The 21,849-nt window shown below is 46.4% G+C and carries 15 protein-coding genes, 2 tRNA genes and 1 other RNA gene; 4 read left to right on the top strand and 14 right to left on the bottom strand.

Annotated elements, in window-relative coordinates; all coding sequences use genetic code 11:
* Positions 1-12 precede the first annotated feature (12 nt).
* Genes GPK58_RS08880 through GPK58_RS08870 form a run of 3 tightly spaced genes read right to left on the bottom strand, consistent with a single transcriptional unit; the run spans position 13 to position 3,780 of the window.
* Positions 13-1,329, bottom strand: coding sequence for an ATP-binding protein (locus GPK58_RS08880; RefSeq protein ID WP_044960616.1), 1,317 nt, complete (start codon positions 1,327-1,329; stop codon positions 13-15).
* 25 nt (positions 1,330-1,354) lie between these two features.
* The gene (pheA, locus tag GPK58_RS08875; RefSeq protein ID WP_021650329.1) at positions 1,355-2,485 is read right to left on the bottom strand and encodes a prephenate dehydratase; all 1,131 of its coding nucleotides are present in this window, start codon (positions 2,483-2,485) and stop codon (positions 1,355-1,357) included.
* Complete coding sequence (locus GPK58_RS08870) at positions 2,482-3,780, bottom strand: bifunctional folylpolyglutamate synthase/dihydrofolate synthase (RefSeq protein ID WP_215638528.1); 1,299 nt, start codon at positions 3,778-3,780, stop codon at positions 2,482-2,484. Before GPK58_RS08870 ends, pheA begins: the two co-directional genes overlap by 4 nt.
* Positions 3,781-4,033: 253 nt before the next feature.
* On the opposite strand from GPK58_RS08870, the gene GPK58_RS08865 reads away from it, so the two are divergent.
* The 3 genes from GPK58_RS08865 (at position 4,034) to GPK58_RS08855 (ending at position 5,859) form a co-directional block, all read left to right on the top strand.
* The gene (locus GPK58_RS08865; protein ID WP_044960605.1) at positions 4,034-4,435 is read left to right on the top strand and encodes a putative ABC transporter permease; all 402 of its coding nucleotides are present in this window, start codon (positions 4,034-4,036) and stop codon (positions 4,433-4,435) included.
* A gap of 69 nt (positions 4,436-4,504) precedes the next feature.
* A complete protein-coding gene (pyrB, locus tag GPK58_RS08860) occupies positions 4,505-5,428 on the top strand; it encodes an aspartate carbamoyltransferase (protein ID WP_215638527.1) in 924 nt (307 codons plus the stop codon).
* The gene (locus GPK58_RS08855; protein ID WP_015525765.1) at positions 5,422-5,859 is read left to right on the top strand and encodes an aspartate carbamoyltransferase regulatory subunit; all 438 of its coding nucleotides are present in this window, start codon (positions 5,422-5,424) and stop codon (positions 5,857-5,859) included. The genes pyrB and GPK58_RS08855 overlap by 7 nt, the downstream gene beginning before the upstream one ends.
* 174 nt (positions 5,860-6,033) lie before the next feature.
* Here GPK58_RS08855 and rnpB read toward each other — a convergent pair.
* From rnpB to GPK58_RS08800, 11 genes are all read right to left on the bottom strand, one after another.
* Positions 6,034-6,384, bottom strand: an RNA gene (gene rnpB, locus GPK58_RS08850) — RNase P RNA component class A.
* 68 nt (positions 6,385-6,452) lie between these two features.
* On the bottom strand, positions 6,453-7,826 hold the full coding sequence (locus tag GPK58_RS08845; protein ID WP_215638526.1) for a sodium-dependent transporter: 1,374 nt from the start codon (positions 7,824-7,826) through the stop codon (positions 6,453-6,455).
* A 672-nt stretch (positions 7,827-8,498) separates the two neighbouring features.
* Complete coding sequence (gene selD / locus GPK58_RS08840) at positions 8,499-9,533, bottom strand: selenide, water dikinase SelD (protein ID WP_330627234.1); 1,035 nt, start codon at positions 9,531-9,533, stop codon at positions 8,499-8,501.
* 215 nt (positions 9,534-9,748) lie between these two features.
* Positions 9,749-11,416, bottom strand: coding sequence for a nucleoside kinase (locus GPK58_RS08835; protein WP_215638524.1), 1,668 nt, complete (start codon positions 11,414-11,416; stop codon positions 9,749-9,751).
* A 147-nt stretch (positions 11,417-11,563) separates the two neighbouring features.
* Positions 11,564-12,346: a Nif3-like dinuclear metal center hexameric protein gene (locus GPK58_RS08830; protein ID WP_215638523.1), complete on the bottom strand. Its 783-nt coding sequence runs from the start codon at positions 12,344-12,346 to the stop codon at positions 11,564-11,566.
* Complete coding sequence (locus GPK58_RS08825) at positions 12,333-13,061, bottom strand: tRNA (adenine(22)-N(1))-methyltransferase (RefSeq protein ID WP_330604059.1); 729 nt, start codon at positions 13,059-13,061, stop codon at positions 12,333-12,335. Before GPK58_RS08825 ends, GPK58_RS08830 begins: the two co-directional genes overlap by 14 nt.
* A complete protein-coding gene (rpoD, locus tag GPK58_RS08820; RefSeq protein WP_021651146.1) occupies positions 13,054-14,181 on the bottom strand; it encodes an RNA polymerase sigma factor RpoD in 1,128 nt (375 codons plus the stop codon). Before rpoD ends, GPK58_RS08825 begins: the two co-directional genes overlap by 8 nt.
* Positions 14,182-14,220: 39 nt before the next feature.
* Positions 14,221-16,014 (bottom strand): DNA primase, encoded by a 1,794-nt coding sequence (gene dnaG / locus GPK58_RS08815; RefSeq protein WP_215638522.1) that lies wholly within the window; start codon positions 16,012-16,014, stop codon positions 14,221-14,223.
* A 19-nt stretch (positions 16,015-16,033) separates the two neighbouring features.
* Positions 16,034-17,044, bottom strand: coding sequence for a deoxyguanosinetriphosphate triphosphohydrolase (locus tag GPK58_RS08810; protein ID WP_015525757.1), 1,011 nt, complete (start codon positions 17,042-17,044; stop codon positions 16,034-16,036).
* 289 nt (positions 17,045-17,333) lie between these two features.
* Positions 17,334-17,418: transfer RNA gene (locus GPK58_RS08805), tRNA-Leu, on the bottom strand.
* A 27-nt stretch (positions 17,419-17,445) separates the two neighbouring features.
* Positions 17,446-17,530 (bottom strand) — tRNA-Leu (locus GPK58_RS08800).
* Positions 17,531-17,746: 216 nt separating this feature from the next.
* On the opposite strand from GPK58_RS08800, the gene GPK58_RS08795 reads away from it, so the two are divergent.
* The gene (locus GPK58_RS08795; protein ID WP_215638521.1) at positions 17,747-21,715 is read left to right on the top strand and encodes a fibronectin type III domain-containing protein; all 3,969 of its coding nucleotides are present in this window, start codon (positions 17,747-17,749) and stop codon (positions 21,713-21,715) included.
* Positions 21,716-21,849: the final 134 nt, after the last annotated feature.

The following is a 21,849-nucleotide window of genomic DNA, read 5'->3' as shown; positions in this document are numbered from 1 at the left end:
TACACAGGTAAACTATTTCTTTTTTTCTTCCTCTGTTCCCACAATGTAATCAATAAACTGCTGCGCTGCACGTCCGGTCAGTCCGCCGTGAGAGATCTCCCACTGGTTGGCTTTCAGAAGAAGCTCCTCCTCCGGCATGGTAACTCCATAACGGGCTGCCAGTGTGCGGACGATCTCCTGGAACTGTTTTTTGTCCGGTTTGCCAAAGTAGATACGGACACCAAAGCGATATACCAGGGAAAGCTTCTCCTGCACGGTATCGGAGGAATGCAGATCATTGTCATCTGCGATCTCCAGCTTGTCTGTGGCACGCTCACGGACAAGATTACGCCGGTTACTTGTGGCATAGATCAGGACATTGTCCGGTTTTTTCTCAAGACCGCCCTCGATCACGGCTTTCAGGTATTTATATTCAATCTCAAATTCCTCAAAGGAAAGATCATCCATATAAATGATAAAACGATAGTTACGGTTTTTGATCTGGGCGATGACTTCATTAAGATCCTGGAACTGATGCTTATAGGCCTCAATGATACGAAGTCCCTGATCATAATACTGGTTCAAGATTCCCTTGATACTGGAAGATTTACCGGTTCCCGCATCACCAAAGAGCAGACAGTTGTTCGCCTTTCTCCCCTGTACAAATGCCTCTGTATTATCAATGAGCTTTTTCTTGGCGATCTCATATCCTACCAGATCATCGATCTTCACATGTGCGATCCTTGTGATAGGCTGGATCTCCACCTTTCCCTCCTCATCGTGGCCGATACGGAATGCCTTATGGAGACCAAGCTTGCCAACACCGAAATCTTTATAGAAGGATACCATATCATCCATAAATTCTTCGGTTGTGGTGGCTGCTGCCAGGGTTTTGCTCATCTGGCAGATACGGTCACGGATCCTGGTATTAAAGAGCTTGCTGTTCTCATCCGGTGTCTGGTAATCACAGATCACCCTGCAGCATACAGTTCCGAACACTTTATCAAAGACCGTGATGTCAAAATCATACAATTCCTTGAAAATCTGGAAATCATTTTTTGCCAGGTCGTTAATGCTGCCCTTGATCGCTCCTCGTATCTCGCTTGCCATACTGAAAGCGTTCTCATGATTTACCAGAAGGAAGGTAAGATATGTATGCCAGATATTTCCGGAAAAACCGTACATTCCTGCCAGCTCCACCAGCCCGTTGACACTTTTGAAAAACTGGTCTTCTCTTGCCTTGAGTGCTTCTTCATCTGCTTCATAAAGATTAATAAGTTCTGTCATATCGTCCAGTATCTCACCGTTTGAAAATCCACGGTAAAGGATACATTCCTGAATTCTTGCCAACATAATAATTTAGCTCCTCTGTCTCTTAATAATTTCCAAGAACACGGAGAACATTCGCCTCCGCCTCGATTCCTCTTAACGCATTCTCCACAGCGCTTTCGCCAAGTTTCCCTGTGAAATCCACGAAAAAACGGTATTCCCAGGATTTTCCCGGAATCGGACGGGATTCAATTTTGGTCATGTTCAGTCCGTTGTAGATAATATGGGAAAGCATGTTGTAAAGAGTTCCGCTTTCATGAGGCAGCTCAAAACAGATGCTGATCTTCCCGGCCTTTTCCTCGTATTCCGGTTTCCTGCTTACAATAATAAAACGTGTAGAGTTTGCTTTTTCTCTGCAGATATTTTCTGCAAGGACCTTCAGACCGAATACCTCACCAGCCTCACGGCTTGCGATAGCTGCCACGCCTTTGTCCCCCACCTCACTGACCTTTTTAGCCGCGCCTGCGGTGTTTTCCACTTCCTTCTTTTTCCAGGAAGGGTTTTCCTCCAGAAATGCCTTGCACTGGGCAAGCCCCTGAGGATGAGAGCAGACTTCCCTGATATCCCCTATCTGTGCATCCGGCATGCCCAGAAGCACATGATCCACACGGATGATCTGCTCGCCTACGATATACAGCTTGTACTCCATAAGAAGGTCATAGATATCAGCCACGATACCTGCAGTAGAATTCTCAATAGGAAGTACCGCATAATCGGCCTTGCCATGGGTTACATCCTCCATAGCTGTCCTCCATGTTTTTACATGGTAGCTTTCGATATTTTTCCCAAAGTACTGCCGCATAGCCGCATAGCTGTAGGCTCCCTCTACACCCTGGAACACAACCGTTGCGTTTTCAAGGGGAACATGCTTCACAGTTGTGAAATTGCGCTCTCCGTAAATCCCATGCTCTGTCAACAGCTGGTACTGTCTCTTACGGCTGATGGCCATGATCTGACGGAAAAGCTCCTGCACACCGAGGCTGTTAAAGTCCCCGTGGGCCTTGTTTTTCAGCGTATGGATCTTCTGGCTCTCACGTGCCGGATCCAGTACCTGCTTACCGGTTTTTATTTTATATTCAGCGACTTCCTCACTCACCTTCATTCGTTTTTCAAAGAGACGTACGATCTCACTGTCGATCTCATCGATCTCGTCTCTGTATCTTTCCAAATCCGTCATTGGTTTCCTCCGTTATGTCTCCTGATAATTTCTGTAAGATCCCCCAGGAACGCCAGGGAACCAAAAGCAATGATCACATCCTCTTTTCCTGCCAGCTGATAGGCCTCTGCCACTGCGGCTTCGATGTTGTCAAAGGGCCTTACATCAGAATGAAATTCCCGCACCGCATCTGCCAGCTCCTGCGGGGTCAGAGCCCTGGGGTTATCCGGTGCTGCAATCGTCAGGATGGTATCTGCGTATTTTTCTGTTTTCCGGATAACCTTGCGGTAATCCTTGTCACGGAACATTCCCATGATGTAGATGATCCTTTTTCCCTTAAAATACCGTTCAATGGATGCAGCCAGCATGTCTGCCGCTGCAGGGTTATGAGCTCCATCAACCACAAAATCCGGTTCTGTCCCGAGAAGTGCAAATCTTCCCGGCCAGGTGGTACGTTTCAATCCATCCTGTCTCTGGACCAGTGTTGTGGGATATCCCTGTTCATTCAGGATTTCCAGTGCTCGGAGCGCTGCCACCGCATTTTCCTTCTGATAGGCACCTGCCAGGGATATTGTATATTTTTCTCCTTTATAAAGAAAGGTCTGGCCAGTTATGGATGCTTCCAGTACCTCTGCGCTGTCCTGGTCTGCTGCCTCGTATGGCACATTCTGTTCTGTGCATATTCTTCGTATGACCGCCTCTGCCTCCGGCTGCTGCTTTACAGTTACCATATGACTGTTCGGTTTAATGATGCCGGCCTTTTTTTCTGCTATCTCGCCCAGGGTATTTCCAAGAAATGCCGTATGATCCATACTGATGGATACCAGAATGGAAAGAACTGTAGTACTTATAATGTTGGTGGCATCCAGATCACCGCCCATACCAACTTCCATTAATACCAGATCGCATTTCTCATCCCGAAAATAAAGAAATGCGGCTGCAGTTTCAATTTCAAATACTGACGGATGCGGTTTTCCCTCTTTTACGATCTCATCGATCACCTCCGCGATCCTTGTCACATATGCTGCAAATTTCTCTCTGCTGACAGGTTCTCCGTTAACCTCCATCCTCTCTCTGTAGGAATAGACCGCCGGGGAAATATATCTTCCGACCCGGTAACCTGCACCTGATAAAGCGGAATACAGATATGCGATCACAGAACCCTTTCCGTTAGTTCCCGCTACATGAACATACTTCAGTTCATCCTGGGGATCTCCAAGCCGCCTCATCAGTTCTCTCATATTTTCCAGTCCCAGAACAATTCCCTTTTTCAATTCCGCAGCTCTGATGTAGGCACGACTTTCTTCATAATTCATCGTCTGTTTTCTCCTTCCGCATGTGTTGATGATCCATTACTGCTTTTTCACTTTGCAGTAATAATTTTGTTCATTATAACCCACGTGTATATTTTTTTCAAGGCAGGGAAGGCTATTAAAGACGCTTTTCCACGTTAAATATATTTAAAGTCCAGGCGGATATTCGCAGCCCCGCAGGGGACTTTCTTAATTCAGTTAAACTGACATTTTTCCGGAAAGCGCAGGATTTCTGCTGATGAGAAGGAGCTTTAAAATGCAAAAGAAGGATTTTTTTCTGTGCGGTTTTACAGGCTGGTGTCTGGAGATCTTATGGACAGGACTGCACTCTCTTGTCACCGGACATTTTACTATGATGGGCAAAACCTCTCTTCTGATGTTCCCTATTTACGGACTTGCAGCACTGATCCGTCCGGCTTACTACAAGCTTGCCCGCTTTCCGGTTATGGTACGGGGGATCATTTACAGCTGCGGGATTTTTTTCGTGGAATTTTTAAGCGGATCTTTTTTTCAGAAGCTTCACATCTGTCCCTGGGATTATTCTCATGTTCCGCTTCAGTATAAAGGAGTGATCCGGCTGGACTATGCTCCTCTGTGGTTTTTTACCGGTCTCTTTTTCGAATGGCTTCTTCGACAAAATCCTCGGAAAGTCTCTTGAAAATCTCACAGTTATATTATATGATAACTGGAAGGAATCTTATTTCCAGTAAATAATTGGAGGTACAACATGAGACATTTAATGAGTCCATTGGATTTCTCGGTTGAAGAGCTTGATAAGCTTCTGAATCTCGCCGACGACATCGGGAAAAATCCAAAAAAGTATGCGCATACCTGTGATGATAAAAGGCTTGCGACATTGTTTTACGAACCAAGTACACGTACACGTTTAAGTTTCGAAGCAGCCATGATGAATCTTGGAGGAAAGGTTCTCGGTTTTTCTTCTGCTGATTCCAGCTCCGCATCCAAAGGCGAAAGCGTTGCCGATACTATTCGCGTTGTTTCCTGTTATGCAGATATCTGTGCTATGCGTCATCCGAAAGAGGGTGCTCCGCTTGTAGCTTCTACGTCATCCAATATTCCGGTGATCAATGCCGGTGATGGCGGCCACCAGCATCCTACCCAGACATTAACCGATCTTTTAACTATCCGCTCCCTGAAGGGCAGACTTGACAATATTACCATCGGCCTCTGCGGTGACCTGAAATTCGGCCGTACCGTTCACTCTCTGATCGAGGCTCTGGTCCGTTATGAAAATGTGAAATTTGTTCTGATTTCTCCGGAGGAGCTTCGTATTCCAAGCTATATCCGTGAGGATGTTCTGAAACGCAACAATGTCGAGTTTGTCGAGGAGGAACGTCTGGAGGATGCACTTCCGGATCTGGATATCCTGTACATGACCCGTGTTCAGAAGGAACGTTTCTTCAACGAAGAGGATTATGTCCGCATGAAAGATTTCTATGTTCTGGACAAACAGAAAATGGAGCTTGCACCGAAGGATATGTATGTCCTCCACCCACTCCCACGTGTTAACGAGATTTCTGTTGAAGTGGATTCTGATCCACGTGCCGCTTATTTCAAACAGGTCCAGTATGGTGTGTATGTCCGTATGGCCCTGATTCTTACATTACTGGAGGTGGAACTGCCATGTTAAACGTAGGTGCTCTTCGTGAGGGTTATGTTCTGGATCATATCAAAGCCGGCAAGGCAATGACGATCTATCATGACCTGAAGCTGGATAAGCTGGACTGTACGGTTGCTATCATCAAAAATGCCCGCAGCCAGAAAATGGGAAAAAAGGATATCATCAAGGTTGAATGCCCCATCGAGGATCTGGATCTGGATATCCTTGGTTTTATCGATCATAATATTACCGTAAATATCATCAAGGACGAAAAGATCGTTGCAAAGAAAGAGCTGAAGCTGCCGAAGCAGGTTGTGAACGTGATCAAATGCAAGAATCCTCGCTGCATTACTTCCATCGAGCAGGGACTGGATCAGATTTTTGTTCTTGCAGACGAAGAGAATGAGGTTTACCGGTGTAAGTATTGCGAGGAGAAATATAGAGGTAAACGGAATAAATAGAGTTCATATGAGCATGATTAACAAACGGACGCGTCCGGCTCCTGCGAAGGCCTGAATATCGAAGCGGGAACCGGGCGCTGTGTTTTCATAGAAAAGTTTTTTACAAAAAAGCAACTGATATTTTACAGAACATATCTGCAAAATACAGTTGCTTTTATTATGTGCTTATTATCATACACAGTCAGACCGATAAGCCGGGTTATGTCGTTGGGTGATCATCTATCTAGGCCTTCCGTTGCCAGAAGGCTCCAGCGACCTACCTGAAAGCACGACGGGCCGCCGTATGGCTTTCTTCTCGGTCTTGCTTCGAATGGAGTTTACATGTGCCCGCTCTGTTACCACAGCGGCGGTAGTCTCTTACACTGCCTTTCCACCCTTACCCCGTAAAACGGGGCGGTTTATTTCTGTTGCACTGGTCTGGGAGTTACCTCCACCGGACGTTATCCGGCATCCTGCCCTGTGAAGCCCGGACTTTCCTCGTCTGGACCCTTTCGTCTGTCCAGCCGCGATCACCTGGCCTGGCTGCGCACCTGCTATTTTAACACAGGTGTATAGACTTGTAAAGTTGGAATTTTCTTGATCTCCTATGTCTTTTACATGGAAATCCATCCAAATGCATTTGCCACAGAACTGAAAAGAATGATCGTCGCAAAGATTGGGCAAAGATACTGGATCATAAAATTAAAGATTCTTTTTCTGCGGAAAGTACCACCTTCCTGCAGTACTTCCTCTTCAATCTTCTTTGTACCAACTACTCTGGATATCAGAAGACAGGTAGCAATCGCTGCAATCGGCATCATGACAGAGTTCGTCAGGAAATCAAAGAAATCAAGGAACTGCATTCCAATGATCTTAACACACGCCAGAGGACCATAGCCAAGAGAAGAAAGACTTCCGAGAACAACCATGATAATTCCGACAAATACTGTCGCCTTCTTGCGCCCCCATTTCAGTTCATCCTGAAAAGTAGATACTGCACTCTCAGTCAGTGCAATAGAACTGGTCAGAGCTGCACAGAGAACCAGTACAAAAAACAGGATTCCAACCAGAGTTCCAAATCCCATGCTTGCGAATACCTTCGGAATCGTAATAAACATCAGTGCCGGTCCCGCCTGTAACGTATCCGGATCTCCACCGGAAAATGCAAACACTGCCGGAATGATCATCAGACCTGCCATCATTGCGATCGCTGTGTCAAAAATTTCTACATTTTGTGTAGAACCTTCAATAGATACATCCTTTTTCATATAGGAACCAAAAGTTACCAGAATACCCATCGCGATCGACAGAGAATAAAACATCTGTCCCATTGCCGCAACCACTGTCATCCAGGAAAAGTTTTTGATATTTGGTATCAGAAAATATTTCACACCTTCCAGTGCTCCTGGCCTCGTTACCGAATAAATGACAATGACCACAGACAAGAATACCAGTATCGGCATCATTAATTTGGAAACTCGTTCCACGCCATTCTGCACACCTGCATAAATGATCACCAACGTAAGCAGTGTAAAAAACAGGAAACAGGTTTCTGTAGAAAACCCATCCGCTATAAAGGCAGAAAAATATCCGTCTTCAGCAAGAGTCTGACTGCCTCCCTTTACATATTCCACCAGGTATTTAATTACCCAGCCACCGATCACGGAATAATACGGCACGATCAGAACCGGTATGATTGCGTTGATCCAACCGCCCAAAGACAGCCACTTTGATTTACCAAAAGTTCCAAACGCACCTACCGGACTTTTCCTTGTCATACGTCCCAGAGCTGTCTCTGCCACGATCATAGAATATCCAAAGGTCAATGCCAGAATGATATAGATCAGTAAAAAAATTCCACCGCCGTACTTTGCCGCCAAATAAGGGAATCTCCATATATTCCCAAGCCCTACCGAAGCACCAGCTGCAGACAGTACAAATCCAATCTTCCCGGAAAATGTACTCCTCTCATGTTTATGTTTCTCCATAATTCTTCCTTTCCCGTCACATATTTGTTTTTCATATTCTTTATGTCTTCTCAATTTCCGCTCATATGATAATACCATGCTTTTATCCCTCAGGCAAACAATATATTAAAAAAATGCAGAGCCTATATTTCCTGAATTACTGTTCACTCCATTCTCAATAACACGCTTCGCGATGCTCAGAATTTATGCTAATCACATAAATTCGTGCAGTATGTCTCGGGTTTTCTGTGACTTTCGCTCACAAAAAACACCTCGCAGAATATTACCAGTAAACAGTAATTTTCCTGTTCTGCATCCCACAACCATACTCTCCGCACATTTTATATTTTTCCTGCCAGCTAGATGCACCAGCCTGGGGGAGAGGATATCGGTTTGGGCTGCTGCGGAGGAGGGGTGATAACTACTTGGGCTGCGGGAGTCGGCGTTATTGCGGCAGGGTCAGCTGTCTGAGCCAACGGCGAGTTCTGGCCCTGCCGCAATGCTTTTAGCCGACTCACGGAGTCCTAGTAGTATCCCCCGACGGAGTCCCTGCCCGGACCGATATCCTCTCCCCCAGGCGTCCGTCGTCCGCCATCCGGCATTCTGCTTCCACCACTTTCCCCAGCAGTATCCCCCCTACGCAACCATCCACTCTGACGTCATCATCCAAACATTCGTTCGTAAATTAATTTCCTACCGGAGCACCAACGTCCACTCCCGCCGATCCACAACCTCACCGATCACCCCAGCCTGCAGACCAGCCGCATCCAGCCGCTTCATGATCTCCGGCACATCCCTCTCCGGAACCGCCGCCAGCAATCCCCCAGAAGTCTGCGGATCAAACACCAGATCCTCCCGCCAGAGCTCTGCCACACTTTTCACTCCGGTTTTCTCAGCAAACTCCCGGTTCCTGTAAGCCCCACCCGGAATCAATCCCATAGAAGCAAACTCCTCCACATCCGGAAGCACCGGCAGCTTCTCCGTATCGATCACAACCGTCCGGTCACTGGCCACAGCCATCTCCGTAGCATGTCCCCCAAGACCAAACCCCGTCACATCCGTACAGGCATGAACCTCAAACTCTTTAAAAACCTCACAGGCATCCCGGTTCAGTTTCTTCATGGAAGCCAAAATCGCCTTACGTGCACCTTCCGTCACCAGATCCGCCTTGATCGCCGTATTCACGATCCCCGCACCCAGCGCCTTCGTCAGGATCAGCTTATCTCCGGTCTGCGCTCCAAAATTCTTCCAGAACTTCCTCGGATCTACAAAACCCGTCACACTGAGCCCATACTTTGGTGTATCATCCTGGATCGTATGGCCACCGGCAAGAACCGCACCAGCCTCCATCACCTTATCTGCACCACCACGCAGGATCTCCCCGAGAATCTCCACATCCATATCCTTCGGAAACGCCACAATATTCAAAGCCGTCTTTGGAGTTCCACCCATAGCATATACATCACTCAACGCATTGGCCGCCGCGATCTGCCCGAAATCATAAGGATCATCTGCCACAGGCGTAAAAAAATCCAGTGTCTGGATCAGCGCCAGATCATCACTCACCCGGTAAACTGCAGCATCATCCGAAGTGTCCGTTCCAACCAGAAGATCCGGATCACAGAACTTTGGCAGCCCTCCAAGAACTCCCGCCAGAGTCCCCGGTCCTACCTTAGCTGCACAGCCACAGTTTGGAGCCAGTTTTGTCAGTTGTACTTTTTCTTTCATGATCATTTTCCCTTTCCTTTAAGCCCTGTAAATCCCGTTATCCATCCGCAGCACCACAGAAGACTTTAACTTTTCCAATTCACACTCAAAAGACTCCACACACCACAGATCCTATGCACAGAGAAATCCTAATCTTCTCATCTTTGCGCCAACCGATATCTGCACTGCATAGAGCCTTATATCTACACATAGCTTTTTTTATTCATACAATTAATTTATACATTAAAACAACTACCGCCAATAAACTCCCTCAGAAGCGAATTAAACGGAACGCCTTCACTGGGCACCGGCACAAAATAATCCAGGAACTTCAAAAGCCGCTTCGCCTCCTGATACTCCGGTTCACTCTTGTCAATTCCAAAAAGCAGCGGTTCCGCATAAACCTTCAGGCAGGCAAGCTCATACACAAGAGCAGAATTAAACATCACATCTGCTTCCTCCTGGAACGGAAAAATATTCTGCTCCTCGCCTCTCCGTACAGAAGGCCACCTTGCAATGGTATCCTTTGCGGAAGTTCCACGTGTACGTGCATCACGGACAATTCGGCGTATCAGTCTTCCATCCGTTGTGGGGATCCGGTTATGCTCATCAATATTCAGCTGTGTCAGCGCACTGATATAGATCTTAAACTTACTCTCTTTTGGAAGGGCATAACTCAGCTTGTCATTAAGCCCGTGAATGCCTTCGATGACCAGGATATCATCTTTTCCAAGCTGAAGCTGGTCTCCCCGGTATTCCCTGCATCCGGTCTTGAAATTAAATGTAGGAAGATCCACGGTTTTTCCCGAAAGAAGATTCAGCATATCTTCATTAAACTGCTTCGTGTCAATGGCTTCCAGACACTCATAATTCTTTTCTCCGAATTCATCCAACGGCGTATGTTCACGATCCACAAAATAGTTATCCACAGCAATGGGATGCGGCTTCAGACCATGAGCAGAAAGCTGAATAGATAATCTATGAGAAAAACTGGTCTTTCCGGAAGAAGACGGGCCTGCGATCATTACGAACTTTACATTGCCCCTTCTCCGGATCTCCTCGGCAATCGAAGAAATCTTGGCCTCATGGAGTGCCTCCTGGATCAGCATCAGGCTCTGCACACCTTCTCTTGTGATCCGGTCATTGAGATCTCCTACAGTGGCAACATCCAGCTTATCGCCCCACTCTTCCGATTCCTTCTGCACATGGAAGATCTTATCCTGGGGTTCAAAAGGCTCCAGCACATCCGGGTTTTTCTGCCTCGGAAGGATCAGCACAAAGCCTTCATCATAAAGCTGCAGATCAAAATACTTCACATAGCCGGTATCCGGTGCCATAAATCCGTAAAAATAATCCTCAAAATTTTCCAGGCTGTAAATATTCACTCTGGAAACCCGTCGATAACGGAACAGCTTTTCTTTATCATACATATGATGCCTGTGGAACATGGAAACGGCATCATCCGTGCTGACACTGCGTTTGCAAATCGGAAGCTTCCGTTCTACCAGTTCCCGCATCCGCACTTTTACCCGGTCAAGAAGCTCCTGATCCAGGGTAGCACTGCCTTTCATGGTAAAATAAAGAGCATTTCCAATAGAATAATGGATCACAACATGATCCACATTCTCTTTTCCAGCTACATCAAAAATTGCCTTCAAAAGAATAAAGATCGCACTTCTCCGATAGGTTTTTCGACCGGCACTGTCCTTTGCGGTTATAAATCCCAGTGTACAGTCATGCTGAAGCTTCTTGTGAAGCTCACGGAGCTTTCCGTTCTCAGTCACAAGGATCACCGGATACTCTGTTTTGCCCTCATAATCCCTTATGATCTCAGAATACGGTGTCATTTTGGGGTATTCCCTTGTTTCTCCGTTTATGGTCACTTTAATCATTGTCTGTTCCATAACGATCCCCTCCACAGGCTTACATATTTATACAGCTGCCCGATTTTTCGGACAGCCATGTGTTGCACAATTCATTTTTCCGAAACGGATAATCGTATTCCGTCCCACTACATATTCATGAATACAAGCACTTTTTGCAATCCGCTTTTACAAAACAGTATATGGATTTTTCACACTGGCGCAGGTTGTCTTAAGCGCAGAGAATGTCTCATTCAGTTCCTTCTCCATAGCTTCCGCAAAAATATACTCCGTACCGTAATGTCCGGCATCTACGATCGCCAGACCATCTGCCATAGTATCGATGGCAGTATGATAATCAATATCTCCGGTCACATATACATCCGCACCGGCGGCCATTACATCACCGATCATACTCTTTCCGCTTCCTGTACAGATCGCCACAGTCTCGATCTTCCGATCCAGATCACCGTAAACCCGCACATCCGGAAGATGATTGCATTCTTTTACATATTTTCCAAACTCACCAAGAGTCATAACATGGGGAAGCTTTCCTACTCTTCCGAACCCCTCCGGCTGCTCCCCGGATTCATCGGTAACTGTAAGCACCCTTGTATCCTGAAGCTTCAGATGATCTGCGCTTAAATCTGCCATTCCGATCACATCATAATTGGTATGCATGGCAAAATACGGGATATCCTCCTTTATCAGACGGAGGATCTTTCTTCCGGTAAAGGTATGATTGTTGATCTTTTTGATCCCGGAAAAGATCATTGGGTGATGGGTAAGGATCATATCCGCACCAGCAGCCACCGCCTCATCCAACACCGGTTCCGTAAGATCCAGCGCGAGAAATACATGGGAAATCTCTTTCTGGTCATCTCCCACCAGCAGTCCCACATTATCCCAGTCCTCCGCAAATTTTTGCGGATGGTGCTCATTCAGCCATTCGATCAGTTCATATGCTTTCATATCGTTTCAGAGCTGTATGGATCAGCTCCATTTCCTCCTTTACTTCTTCCAGACGAGTTTTTGCGGAAACAGACTCTGCCCCGGAAAGACCAGCAAGTATTTTCTTACGGATCATTTCCTCCCGTAGAAGATACTCTTTAAGGACCGGGTGACATTTTTTCAGAAGGAGAGGTCCAAACCAAGCCTCTTCCTCTGTGTAAACAGTCTTTTCTCCCGAATTGTTACGTACCGCTTTCATCATAGGATAAAATTTTCCGTCTTCTTTTATCATTTCTTCCCTTACGATCTCCCAGCCGATCTCAGAAAGAAAATGCCGGAAATGAGGAAGGTCCGACTGAGGCTGCAGGATCAGTTCCTGAAACCCCTCCCGGACCTTCGCTCCATCCTTTAATATCCTTTCCATCAGAGGACCACCCATTCCCGCGATCACCAGGGTATCACCTTCCCCCGGCTCAAGCTTCGCAAGCCCGTCGCTCAAACGGGTCTCTATGTAATCTTCAAGGCCATAACGGGTAATATTCTCCCTGGCTCTTGAAAGCGGTCCCGGACGTACATCCATGGCAATGGCTGACGGAACTGTTTTTTCACTGACAAGCCAGATCGACAGATAGCCATGGTCACATCCTACGTCTGCCAGCCGGTTTCCTTTTGTTACCATACCGGCAATGGCACGAAGACGCATGGAAAGCTGTACGGATATATTTTTATCAGTCAAGATAATCCTTCAGCTTGCGGCTACGGCTGGGATGACGCAGCTTGCGCAGAGCTTTTGCCTCGATCTGACGGATACGCTCTCTTGTGACATTGAACTCTTTACCAACTTCCTCCAGAGTTCTGGCACGTCCGTCGTCCAGTCCGAAACGGAGGCGGAGAACCTTCTGTTCACGGTCAGTAAGCGTACTTAAGACTTCTACCAGCTGCTCCTTCAGAAGTGTAAATGCAGCTGCATCTGCAGGTACCGGAACATTATCATCCTGAATGAAATCGCCAAGATGACTGTCTTCCTCCTCACCGATAGGAGTTTCCAGAGATACCGGCTCCTGAGAGATCTTAAGAATCTCACGTACACGGTCTACCGGCATGTCCATCTCCTCAGCGATTTCCTCCGGCGTAGGTTCACGTCCAAGCTCCTGGAGCAGCTGACGGGAAACACGGATCAGCTTGTTGATGGTCTCAACCATATGCACAGGGATACGGATGGTACGTGCCTGATCTGCAATGGCTCTTGTGATAGCCTGACGGATCCACCAGGTTGCATAGGTACTGAACTTGTAGCCTTTTCTGTAATCAAATTTTTCAACAGCTTTGATAAGGCCAAGATTTCCCTCCTGGATCAGGTCGAGGAACAGCATTCCACGTCCAACATAACGCTTTGCAATGCTGACAACAAGACGGAGATTGGCCTCTGCCAGACGTTTCTTGGCAGCTTCATCCCCCTTTTCCATTCTCTTGGCAAGCTCGATCTCCTCATCTGCACTTAACAGACTGACTTTACCGATCTCTTTCAGGTACATACGGACCGGATCCTCGATGCTGACACCTTCCGGTACAGAGAGGTCAATCTTATCAAGCTCTACCTCTTCTTCATCTTCCATCCCATCCATATCCATATCGTTATCAAGGAGGAGTTCGTCACCGCTGTTTTCTGTGATACGGAGAACGTCCACACCGCTGGCCTCCAGGAAGTCAAAAACCTTCTCCATCTGATCCACTTCCAGTGGAGAGTCCTTGAAAAAGTCACTGATCTCCTGATATTCCAGCACATTCTTTTTCTTTTTTGCAAGTTCAAGAAGCTCTACAAGTTTCTCGCTGAATTTTGCCATATTCATTTCCATAGGTGCTCTATACCTCCATATAGTGTTTATATTTTATCCTTAATTGAAAGAAATATGCAGCTGCTGCCTCTTTCTTCCAAGGTCTTCCAGTTCTTTTTTTGCTTTTATCAGTTCCTGAAGCCCGGCCATGTCTGACGGGTTCCAGGTACGGTTTTTTTCTTTGAGGCTTTCTTCCTTGATCCGCAGCAGCGCATCGGAAAAAGCCCTCTGCTGTTCTCCTTCGTTTTCCAGATGGATGGTGGCGTTAAAAAGAGATGCCACCTCCCGCTGCTCCTCACTGTCTGTAAAGGCGTTGAGAAGCTTCCCCGGATTGGTCTCTCCCTCCTTATGCTGTTCAAACAGCATTTGGGCTACCTCTTTATACAGCGGTACCACAAAATCGGAAGGGGAAATGTATTTTTCCACCTGTTCAAAAATACCCGGATAATTTACAAGCCAGGTCAGCATCAGCTTCTGTGCTTTGTCTGCGGCGGATTCCTTTTTCTTTGTTTCCGGAGTCCCGGACTTTGGCTGGATCCGTTTCTCTGCAGGCGTTCCCTTCAGAGCCAGCGTGTTGACCCTTTTCCGGATATCCTCCGTGCCCACTCCATAGCGGCCGTATTCCTTTACAATGGCTTCTATATAAAGATTCCTCTCCAGTTCATCGGAAAGCTCCAGAAGCATCCCGGCACACCGCTCAAAAAACTGATTCTGTCCCTGGGGTGCATCCATGGCAAATTCCTGTTCCGCAATATGTACACGGAACATAAAGCTGTCCATGGCCCGGTCCAGACGTTCCTCAAAGGCCTCCGCTCCTTCATTCTTGATGAACTCGTCCGGATCCTTCCAGGGCTTCAGGCTTACTACCCTGGACGTGACTCCCGCCTCCCGCAGGATCGGGATCGCACGAAGGGCCGCCCGGATCCCTGCACCGTCACTGTCATAAAGAAGCAGGACTTCCTTGGTGTAACGTTTCACAAGACTTGCATGTCCGGAGGTCAGTGCAGTTCCAAGCGACGCCACTGCATTGGTAAAGCCTGCCTGATGCATGGCGATCACATCCATATATCCCTCACAGAGGATCAGATAATTCTTCCTGGTGGTCCTGGCCACATTCAGCCCGTAAAGATTCCGGCTCTTATCAAATATCTTCGTCTCCGGTGAATTCAGGTACTTGGGCTTGCCATCTCCCATGACACGACCTCCGAAACCAATGACCCGGTTGTTTACATCCATGATCGGGAAGATCACACGGTTCCAGAACTTATCATACATGCCTCGCCGCTCATCTACATTGAACAGGCCGGATTCCCGGAGAAGTTCATCACTGTAGCCCTTACCCTTAAGATATTTGTACAGATCATCACTATACTTATCCGAATATCCAAGACCGAATTTACGGATGGTTTCCTCGGAAAGACCTCTTCCTGTCAGATATCCGTAAGCCGTCTTTCCGCCTTCTCTCCGGAGCTGATAATAAAAGTACTGTGCTGCCAGCTTGTTGATCTCCAGAAGATTTGCTCTCTGTTCTGCTTTTTCTCTGGCTTCTCTGGAATACTCGATCTTCGGAAGCTCTACCCCTGCCCGGTCAGCCAGATGTGACAGCGCCTCACCAAACGAGTAATTCTCATATTCCATGATAAAATTGTATACGTTTCCTCCTGCCCCGCAACCAAAGCAGTAATACATCTGCTTGGATGGTGTTACGGAAAAGGAAGGGGTTTTCTCATTATGGAAGGGACACAGCCCAAAATAGGAACTCCCCCTCCGTGTCAGTTTCACATACTGGGATATCACGTCTACAATGTCATTTTTCATTCGGACTTCTTCTATGATGTCATCTGAATAACGCATGCTTATCCCTCTTTTCCATTTAATAGACCTCCCAGGCTCTCGGTATATAGATCTCCCTGAATTTCTCCATGGAATACTGATCCGTCATTCCCGAAATATAATCACATACTGCCTGTTCCTTAGGTACTCCCCGGTATTCCACCAATTCCCTGTATTCCCGGGACATTGCCTCCGGATGGTCAGTATAATATCCGTACAGTTCACTCAGCATCTGGATCACTTTATCCTCTTCCTTCCTGGCAACCGGATTCTCATAGACATTCCGGAACATCAGCGCCCGAAGCTCCATCATCGCCTCAAAAACATCCGGCGACATGGAGATGCTGTCTTTCCCCATACTGTTCTCTATAATATTATGTACGAAAGTATTCAGCCGTTCTCTCGTGGTATAGCCCAGAAAAGTTCTCATTGTGACAGGAATATCATCTTCTGTGATGATCCCAGCCCGCTGGGCATCGTCCATATCATGGTGGATATAGGCGATCTTGTCAGAAAAACGTACCACCTGTCCTTCCAGTGTGAAAGGATTTCCGCTGGTGCGGTGATTCATGATCCCATTGCGGACTTCCCAGGTAAGGTTCAGCCCGTTTCCGTTCTTCTCCAGTACTTCCACAACCCGGACGCTCTGCCTATAGTGTGCAAAGCCACCCGGATGTACCTGATCCAGCGCTCTCTCTCCTGCATGTCCAAAAGGCGTATGCCCCAGATCATGTCCCAGAGCGATCGCTTCCACCAGATCTTCATTTAAGCGAAGTGCCTTGGCAATAGTCCGGGCGATCTGCGATACCTCCAGTGTATGTGTCAGCCTGGTACGGTAATGATCTCCCTGTGGTGCCAGAAACACCTGTGTTTTATCCTTCATACGGCGAAAAGCCTTACAATGAAGGATCCTGTCTCTGTCTCTCTGATACGTTGTCCGCACATCGCATTCCTCTTCCGGGTGCTCCCGGCCTCTGGTATCTGCGCTGTGAGAAGCATAAGGGCTCAAAAGCTCCCGTTCTCTCTGTTCCATGCTCTCTCTGATGTTCATAAGCATTTCCTCCACAGTCTGACAAACAGCGGCGACAAAATACCCTCTGTTAATTATATTCTACACAAAACCACAAATTCCTCTTTTCTGAAAAAATAATTCAAAAAATATTGGAGTTACGGTCTGATCAGCCCTTAAGATGTCCAAAATTATCCTATTGTATATGAAACGAATACAAATATATCACGCAGATCTTCCCATTTCAGCTTCTCACCAGTGCAGGCATGCAATAATTTACTTTCATATAGCCAAAAACAGAGCTGCAATTCACAGCTCTGTTTTAAAGTCATGCGGAAGATGGGACTTGAACCCACACAAGCGCAATGCTTACAAGATCCTTAGTCTTGCTCGTCTGCCAGTTCCGACACTTCCGCATATCGCATTTCATTGGAAATTTCCAATGCGGAAGATGGGACTTGAACCCACACGAGCGCAATGCTCACAAGATCCTTAGTCTTGCTCGTCTGCCAGTTCCGACACTTCCGCATGACCGCATTTCCTTGGGATTTTTTATTTTCTCCCTCGCGACAAGTGATAGTATAACAAAGTGGTTCCTATATGTCAACACTTTTTTTATTTTTTTCTCAACTTATGATTCTGTCTCTTTTTCTTCTTTTTTCAACAATAATTGACCATTTTTTCTTTTTTTGTAGTAAAATATTGCCAGGTTTATATGTAAAACCATATAAAAAGGAGGTACCTATGAAAAACAAAAAAGCACAACTACTATCCATTTTTCTTTCTGCATGTATACTGGGCACTTCTGCTCCGGTAAATGCAGCTGATTTTTATTCAGACGCTTTTTCTGCGGATGACAACGTGGAAGCAGAACCTTCTTCTGAGATCTCCGAAGATCTCTCTTCCGAAGAAAACTCTGATCCTGCCGATTCCACCGGCATCGATACACAGGAGGAATCCTCTGAGGATCTTTTGCAATCACCGAAAGATTCTAATAGCGGCAGCACATCAGACGCTTCCGATGCTTCTTCTTTGGAAGAGGAATTTAATGCCGGAAATGAAGAAGAGACTTTTTCCGATTCCGATGGAACAGACGATTTTTCATCCGGAGAAGAAGGTGGGGTACAAGCCGGTATTCTGGACGGTTCCGTAGAAGCCCAGATGGCAAAAAGCAGTTCCGTCATCGAAGCAGATATTCCGGTATCGAACTCATTAAATACAACCTGCACCATTTATAAAGGAAGCAACCTTGAAAACCAGAACTACAGTGTCTGGTCTTCTCCTGTCGAATCCTATCTTACAACAAGCCCAGACGGATCTCTCATGCGGGTTCAAAGTGGTGCCCTTGACGGTAAGCTTCTGATTGAATACTATGATTCCGGATACAACTTTAAGAAAACGATGACTCTCGATCTTCCACTGCCTGTATTCGGCGCTTTCTACGAAACCAACGACAACTATTATATCCTTACCGGCGCAAACAACACCGAAAAAGATAATACGAAAGAAGTTTACCGGGTGAGCAAATACTCCAAAGACTGGAAATCCCAAGGTTCCTGCAGCCTTTTCGGTGCAAATACCACCTATCCCTTTGACGCAGGTTCCGCACGTATGGCTTCTTACGGAAATTATCTTTTTATCCGCACCTGCCATGAAATGTACGGAGGGCATCAGGCTAACGTAACTTTTTCTGTAGATACCTCCACCATGTCTGTTGTGGATCAGCTTACAGGAATCCAGAATTCTGAGTTCGGATATGTCAGCCATTCCTTTAACCAGTTCATCCAGATCGATAACGGAACTCTTCTGGGCTGTGATCACGGTGATGCTTATCCCCGTGCTATTACGGTTCTTCAGTATCCCACGGATATCAGCAGCGGATCTTTTGTCCCGCAATATTCCTGGAGTTCCAGTTCCTATGCCTGCAAGGAATTTGACCTTATGACTTTCCCCGGATCATCCGGCAACAACTATACCGGCGCATCCCTTGGCGGTTTTGAATATTCCGACAGTTCCTATCTGGTCGCAGGCAATTATGATGCTGACAATCATTCCAGAAATGTATTTGTCTCCTCTGTTTCAAAATCCGGAGGAACACCTGTTGTGCGGTATTTTTCCGACTATGCAGGCACTTCTGACAGCGCCGCTACACCGCATCTTGTAAAAACCGGCAGCAACAGCTTCGTGCTTCTCTGGTCCAGTCAGGGTTATGTTTATTATACTGCCATTGACGGAACCGGCCAGCAGGCTGGCTCTACATACAAAATGGCCGGAAATCTTTCCGACTGTGCACCTTCTGTTATAAACGGAAAACTGATCTGGTACGCATGGAAAGACAGCCATAATACTTTTTATGAGATCAATCTGTCGGATCTCTCTTCCAACCATGCAACGCGAGTGGAAAACGGACATAAATATGTTTACGGCACAACCATTGAGAACTATCAGGTTGACAAGACCTGCCGTGTCTGCGGTACTTCTTCCAAAGCTGTTGTTCCCTCACAGGTCACTGCAAGCATTGCTCCTTCCAATTCCAGTTTCTCCGCTATGAAAAAGAGCGAATTTCTGACTAAGGAACTTAGTTATAGGATCACCGCTTCCAGCTGGTTTCCTAATGATTTCGGCAGTGATTCTGACTTTCTGTATGACTGCATTATTTCCAGCTCAGATGAAAGTGTTATTTCTGTAAACCAGACTTCCAATCAAACTGCAGTCCTCACCCCCAAAAAGTCAGGCAAGATCACACTTACCGTTCAGTCCAAATATAATCCGGATGCTGTATTTACCTCTGAATTATATGTAGACCTGTTAAGCGAGGATGTATTCACCATCTCCCGCGGCTATATCGGATCTTATAACGGAACAGACAAAACACCGACTATAACCATATACCGTTCCGGCCTTACTCTCCAAAAAGACGTTGACTATACCATTACAACCAGCGGAGATACTGTTAACGCCGGTACTTTTACCATGACCTTCACAGGAATCGGAAAATACGCCGGCAGTGTAACAAAGGAATACACCATTGACAAAGCCCCTATCTACTCAAACGGCACCACCTGTACCCTTACTCCTCCTTCCTGTATCTACGACGGTAAGCCTCAGGAACCGAAAGTAACCATCTCTAAAAATGGTGTTGATTTGGTTGAAGGCAGGGATTTCACTGTAGAATATCAAAATAATACAACTCTGGGAAATGCACGTGCCGGTATCAGCGGCATCGGAAATTATTACGGATATTTTACAACATCCTTTTCTATCACCTATGGCCGGATCAGCAACTGCGATATTACCGTTTCCAATGAATCGCTGGTTTTTGACGGCACTGAGAAAAAACCGGCCGTCACTGTAACATGTAACGGCAATACTTTAACACAGGGGCAGGATTACACCTTGTATTATCATGCCAACACCAACGCAGGTTCCGCTACAGTTACCATCACAGGAAAAGGTAGATTCTCCGGTTCTGTTGAAAAAGCTTTCCAGATCCAGCCTGCTGACCTGAGCAGATCCAGCGTAGATCTTTCTGCCGATTCCTTCACCTATGACGGCACTGAGAAAAAGCCATCCGTTACTGTAAAAACCGGAAACAGACAGCTGACTGCCAACAGCGATTATACGGTTTCCTTCGTAAACAATACCAACGCAGGTTCTGCCACGGTTACCGTCACAGGAAAAGGTAACTATTCCGGTTCTGTTACGAAAAATTTCACTATCAGTGCCGCCAGCCTGGAGAAAGCCGAACTTGCTCTTTCCGCTTCCTCATTTACTTACGATGGAACCGAAAAGAAACCGGACGTCACAGTAACTGTCAATAAAAAGCAGTTAAAAAAAGGAACTGACTACACCGTTTCTTATGATAACAACACCAACATCAGTACTGCTTCCGTCACCATCACAGGAAAAGGTAATTATTCCGGTACTGTAACAAAATCTTTCCAGATCACTGCCAGAGATCTCAGTAAATGTGAGATTCAGCTTTCCAGTTCATCCTTTACCTACAGCGGTACAGAAAAAAAGCCGAAGATCACAGTAACTTCTTCCGGAAAAGAACTGGTTCCCGGCACAGATTACACAGTTTCCTACCGTAATAACATAAATGCCGGTACTGCTTCCGTCGTGATCACTGGAAAAGGCAGTTACACAGGAACAAAAACTGCCAGTTTCCAGATTGCCCGCGCAAAAGCCGTACTCACAGCAAAAGCCACAGCACTTACCCTGACTCAGAGCAGCAGCAAAACCGCGGTCATCAAGAGCAAGAAGACGGACGGGAAGATCACCTGCAAGTCTTCCAACAGCAAGATCGTAAAAATTTCCGGTACCAGTATCATTCCGGTAAGCCCCGGACAGGCCACTGTTACCATTCAGGCTGCACAGGGCGTAAATTATAAAGCTGCATCTGCAAAGATCCTGATCACAGTACGTCCACTGACTGTCAGCAGTGTTTCTCTGAAGTCCACTGCAAAAGGCCAGGCAAATATATCCTGGAAACCGGTAAAATCTGTTACCGCTTATCAGATTCAGTACAGCACTTCAAGCAGCTTCAAAAGCGCCAAAACAATTACCGCCAAAAGCAGTTCCAAATCTACCGTGCTGAAGAAATTGTCCGGTGGCAAAAAATACTACATCCGTATCCGCACATACAAAACGGTCAGCAAAAAGAATTACTACTCCACCTGGAGCAAAACTTCTTCTGTCAAAGTAAAATAAACAATATCCATTAACAAAAAAGCTGAATCACAAACCGGTTCCTTTATCTTCCGGTTTTGTGATTCAGCTTTTTTACACTTGCTTTTATTTACAAAAAAAGAACCATGATCTCTCACAGTCCTCACAAAATAAAA

This window comes from Blautia sp. MCC270 (assembly GCF_018785605.1).
Classification (GTDB): domain Bacteria; phylum Bacillota; class Clostridia; order Lachnospirales; family Lachnospiraceae; genus Blautia_A; species Blautia_A fusiformis.
Note: the sequence above shows the minus strand (reverse complement) of the source record. Positions and strands in the feature narration are given on the sequence as shown.

Coding starts and splice junctions, on each gene's coding strand:
- pheA (WP_021650329.1), bottom strand. CDS start 2,485: ATGACGGATTTGGAAAGATACAGAGACGAGATCGATGAGATCGACAGT.
- GPK58_RS08870 (WP_215638528.1), bottom strand. CDS start 3,780: ATGAATTATGAAGAAAGTCGTGCCTACATCAGAGCTGCGGAATTGAAA.
- GPK58_RS08865 (WP_044960605.1), top strand. CDS start 4,034: ATGCAAAAGAAGGATTTTTTTCTGTGCGGTTTTACAGGCTGGTGTCTG.
- pyrB (WP_215638527.1), top strand. CDS start 4,505: ATGAGACATTTAATGAGTCCATTGGATTTCTCGGTTGAAGAGCTTGAT.
- GPK58_RS08855 (WP_015525765.1), top strand. CDS start 5,422: ATGTTAAACGTAGGTGCTCTTCGTGAGGGTTATGTTCTGGATCATATC.
- GPK58_RS08845 (WP_215638526.1), bottom strand. CDS start 7,826: ATGGAGAAACATAAACATGAGAGGAGTACATTTTCCGGGAAGATTGGA.
- selD (WP_330627234.1), bottom strand. CDS start 9,533: ATGAAAGAAAAAGTACAACTGACAAAACTGGCTCCAAACTGTGGCTGT.
- GPK58_RS08835 (WP_215638524.1), bottom strand. CDS start 11,416: ATGGAACAGACAATGATTAAAGTGACCATAAACGGAGAAACAAGGGAA.
- GPK58_RS08830 (WP_215638523.1), bottom strand. CDS start 12,346: ATGAAAGCATATGAACTGATCGAATGGCTGAATGAGCACCATCCGCAA.
- rpoD (WP_021651146.1), bottom strand. CDS start 14,181: ATGGAAATGAATATGGCAAAATTCAGCGAGAAACTTGTAGAGCTTCTT.
- dnaG (WP_215638522.1), bottom strand. CDS start 16,014: ATGCGTTATTCAGATGACATCATAGAAGAAGTCCGAATGAAAAATGAC.
- GPK58_RS08810 (WP_015525757.1), bottom strand. CDS start 17,044: ATGAACATCAGAGAGAGCATGGAACAGAGAGAACGGGAGCTTTTGAGC.
- GPK58_RS08795 (WP_215638521.1), top strand. CDS start 17,747: ATGAAAAACAAAAAAGCACAACTACTATCCATTTTTCTTTCTGCATGT.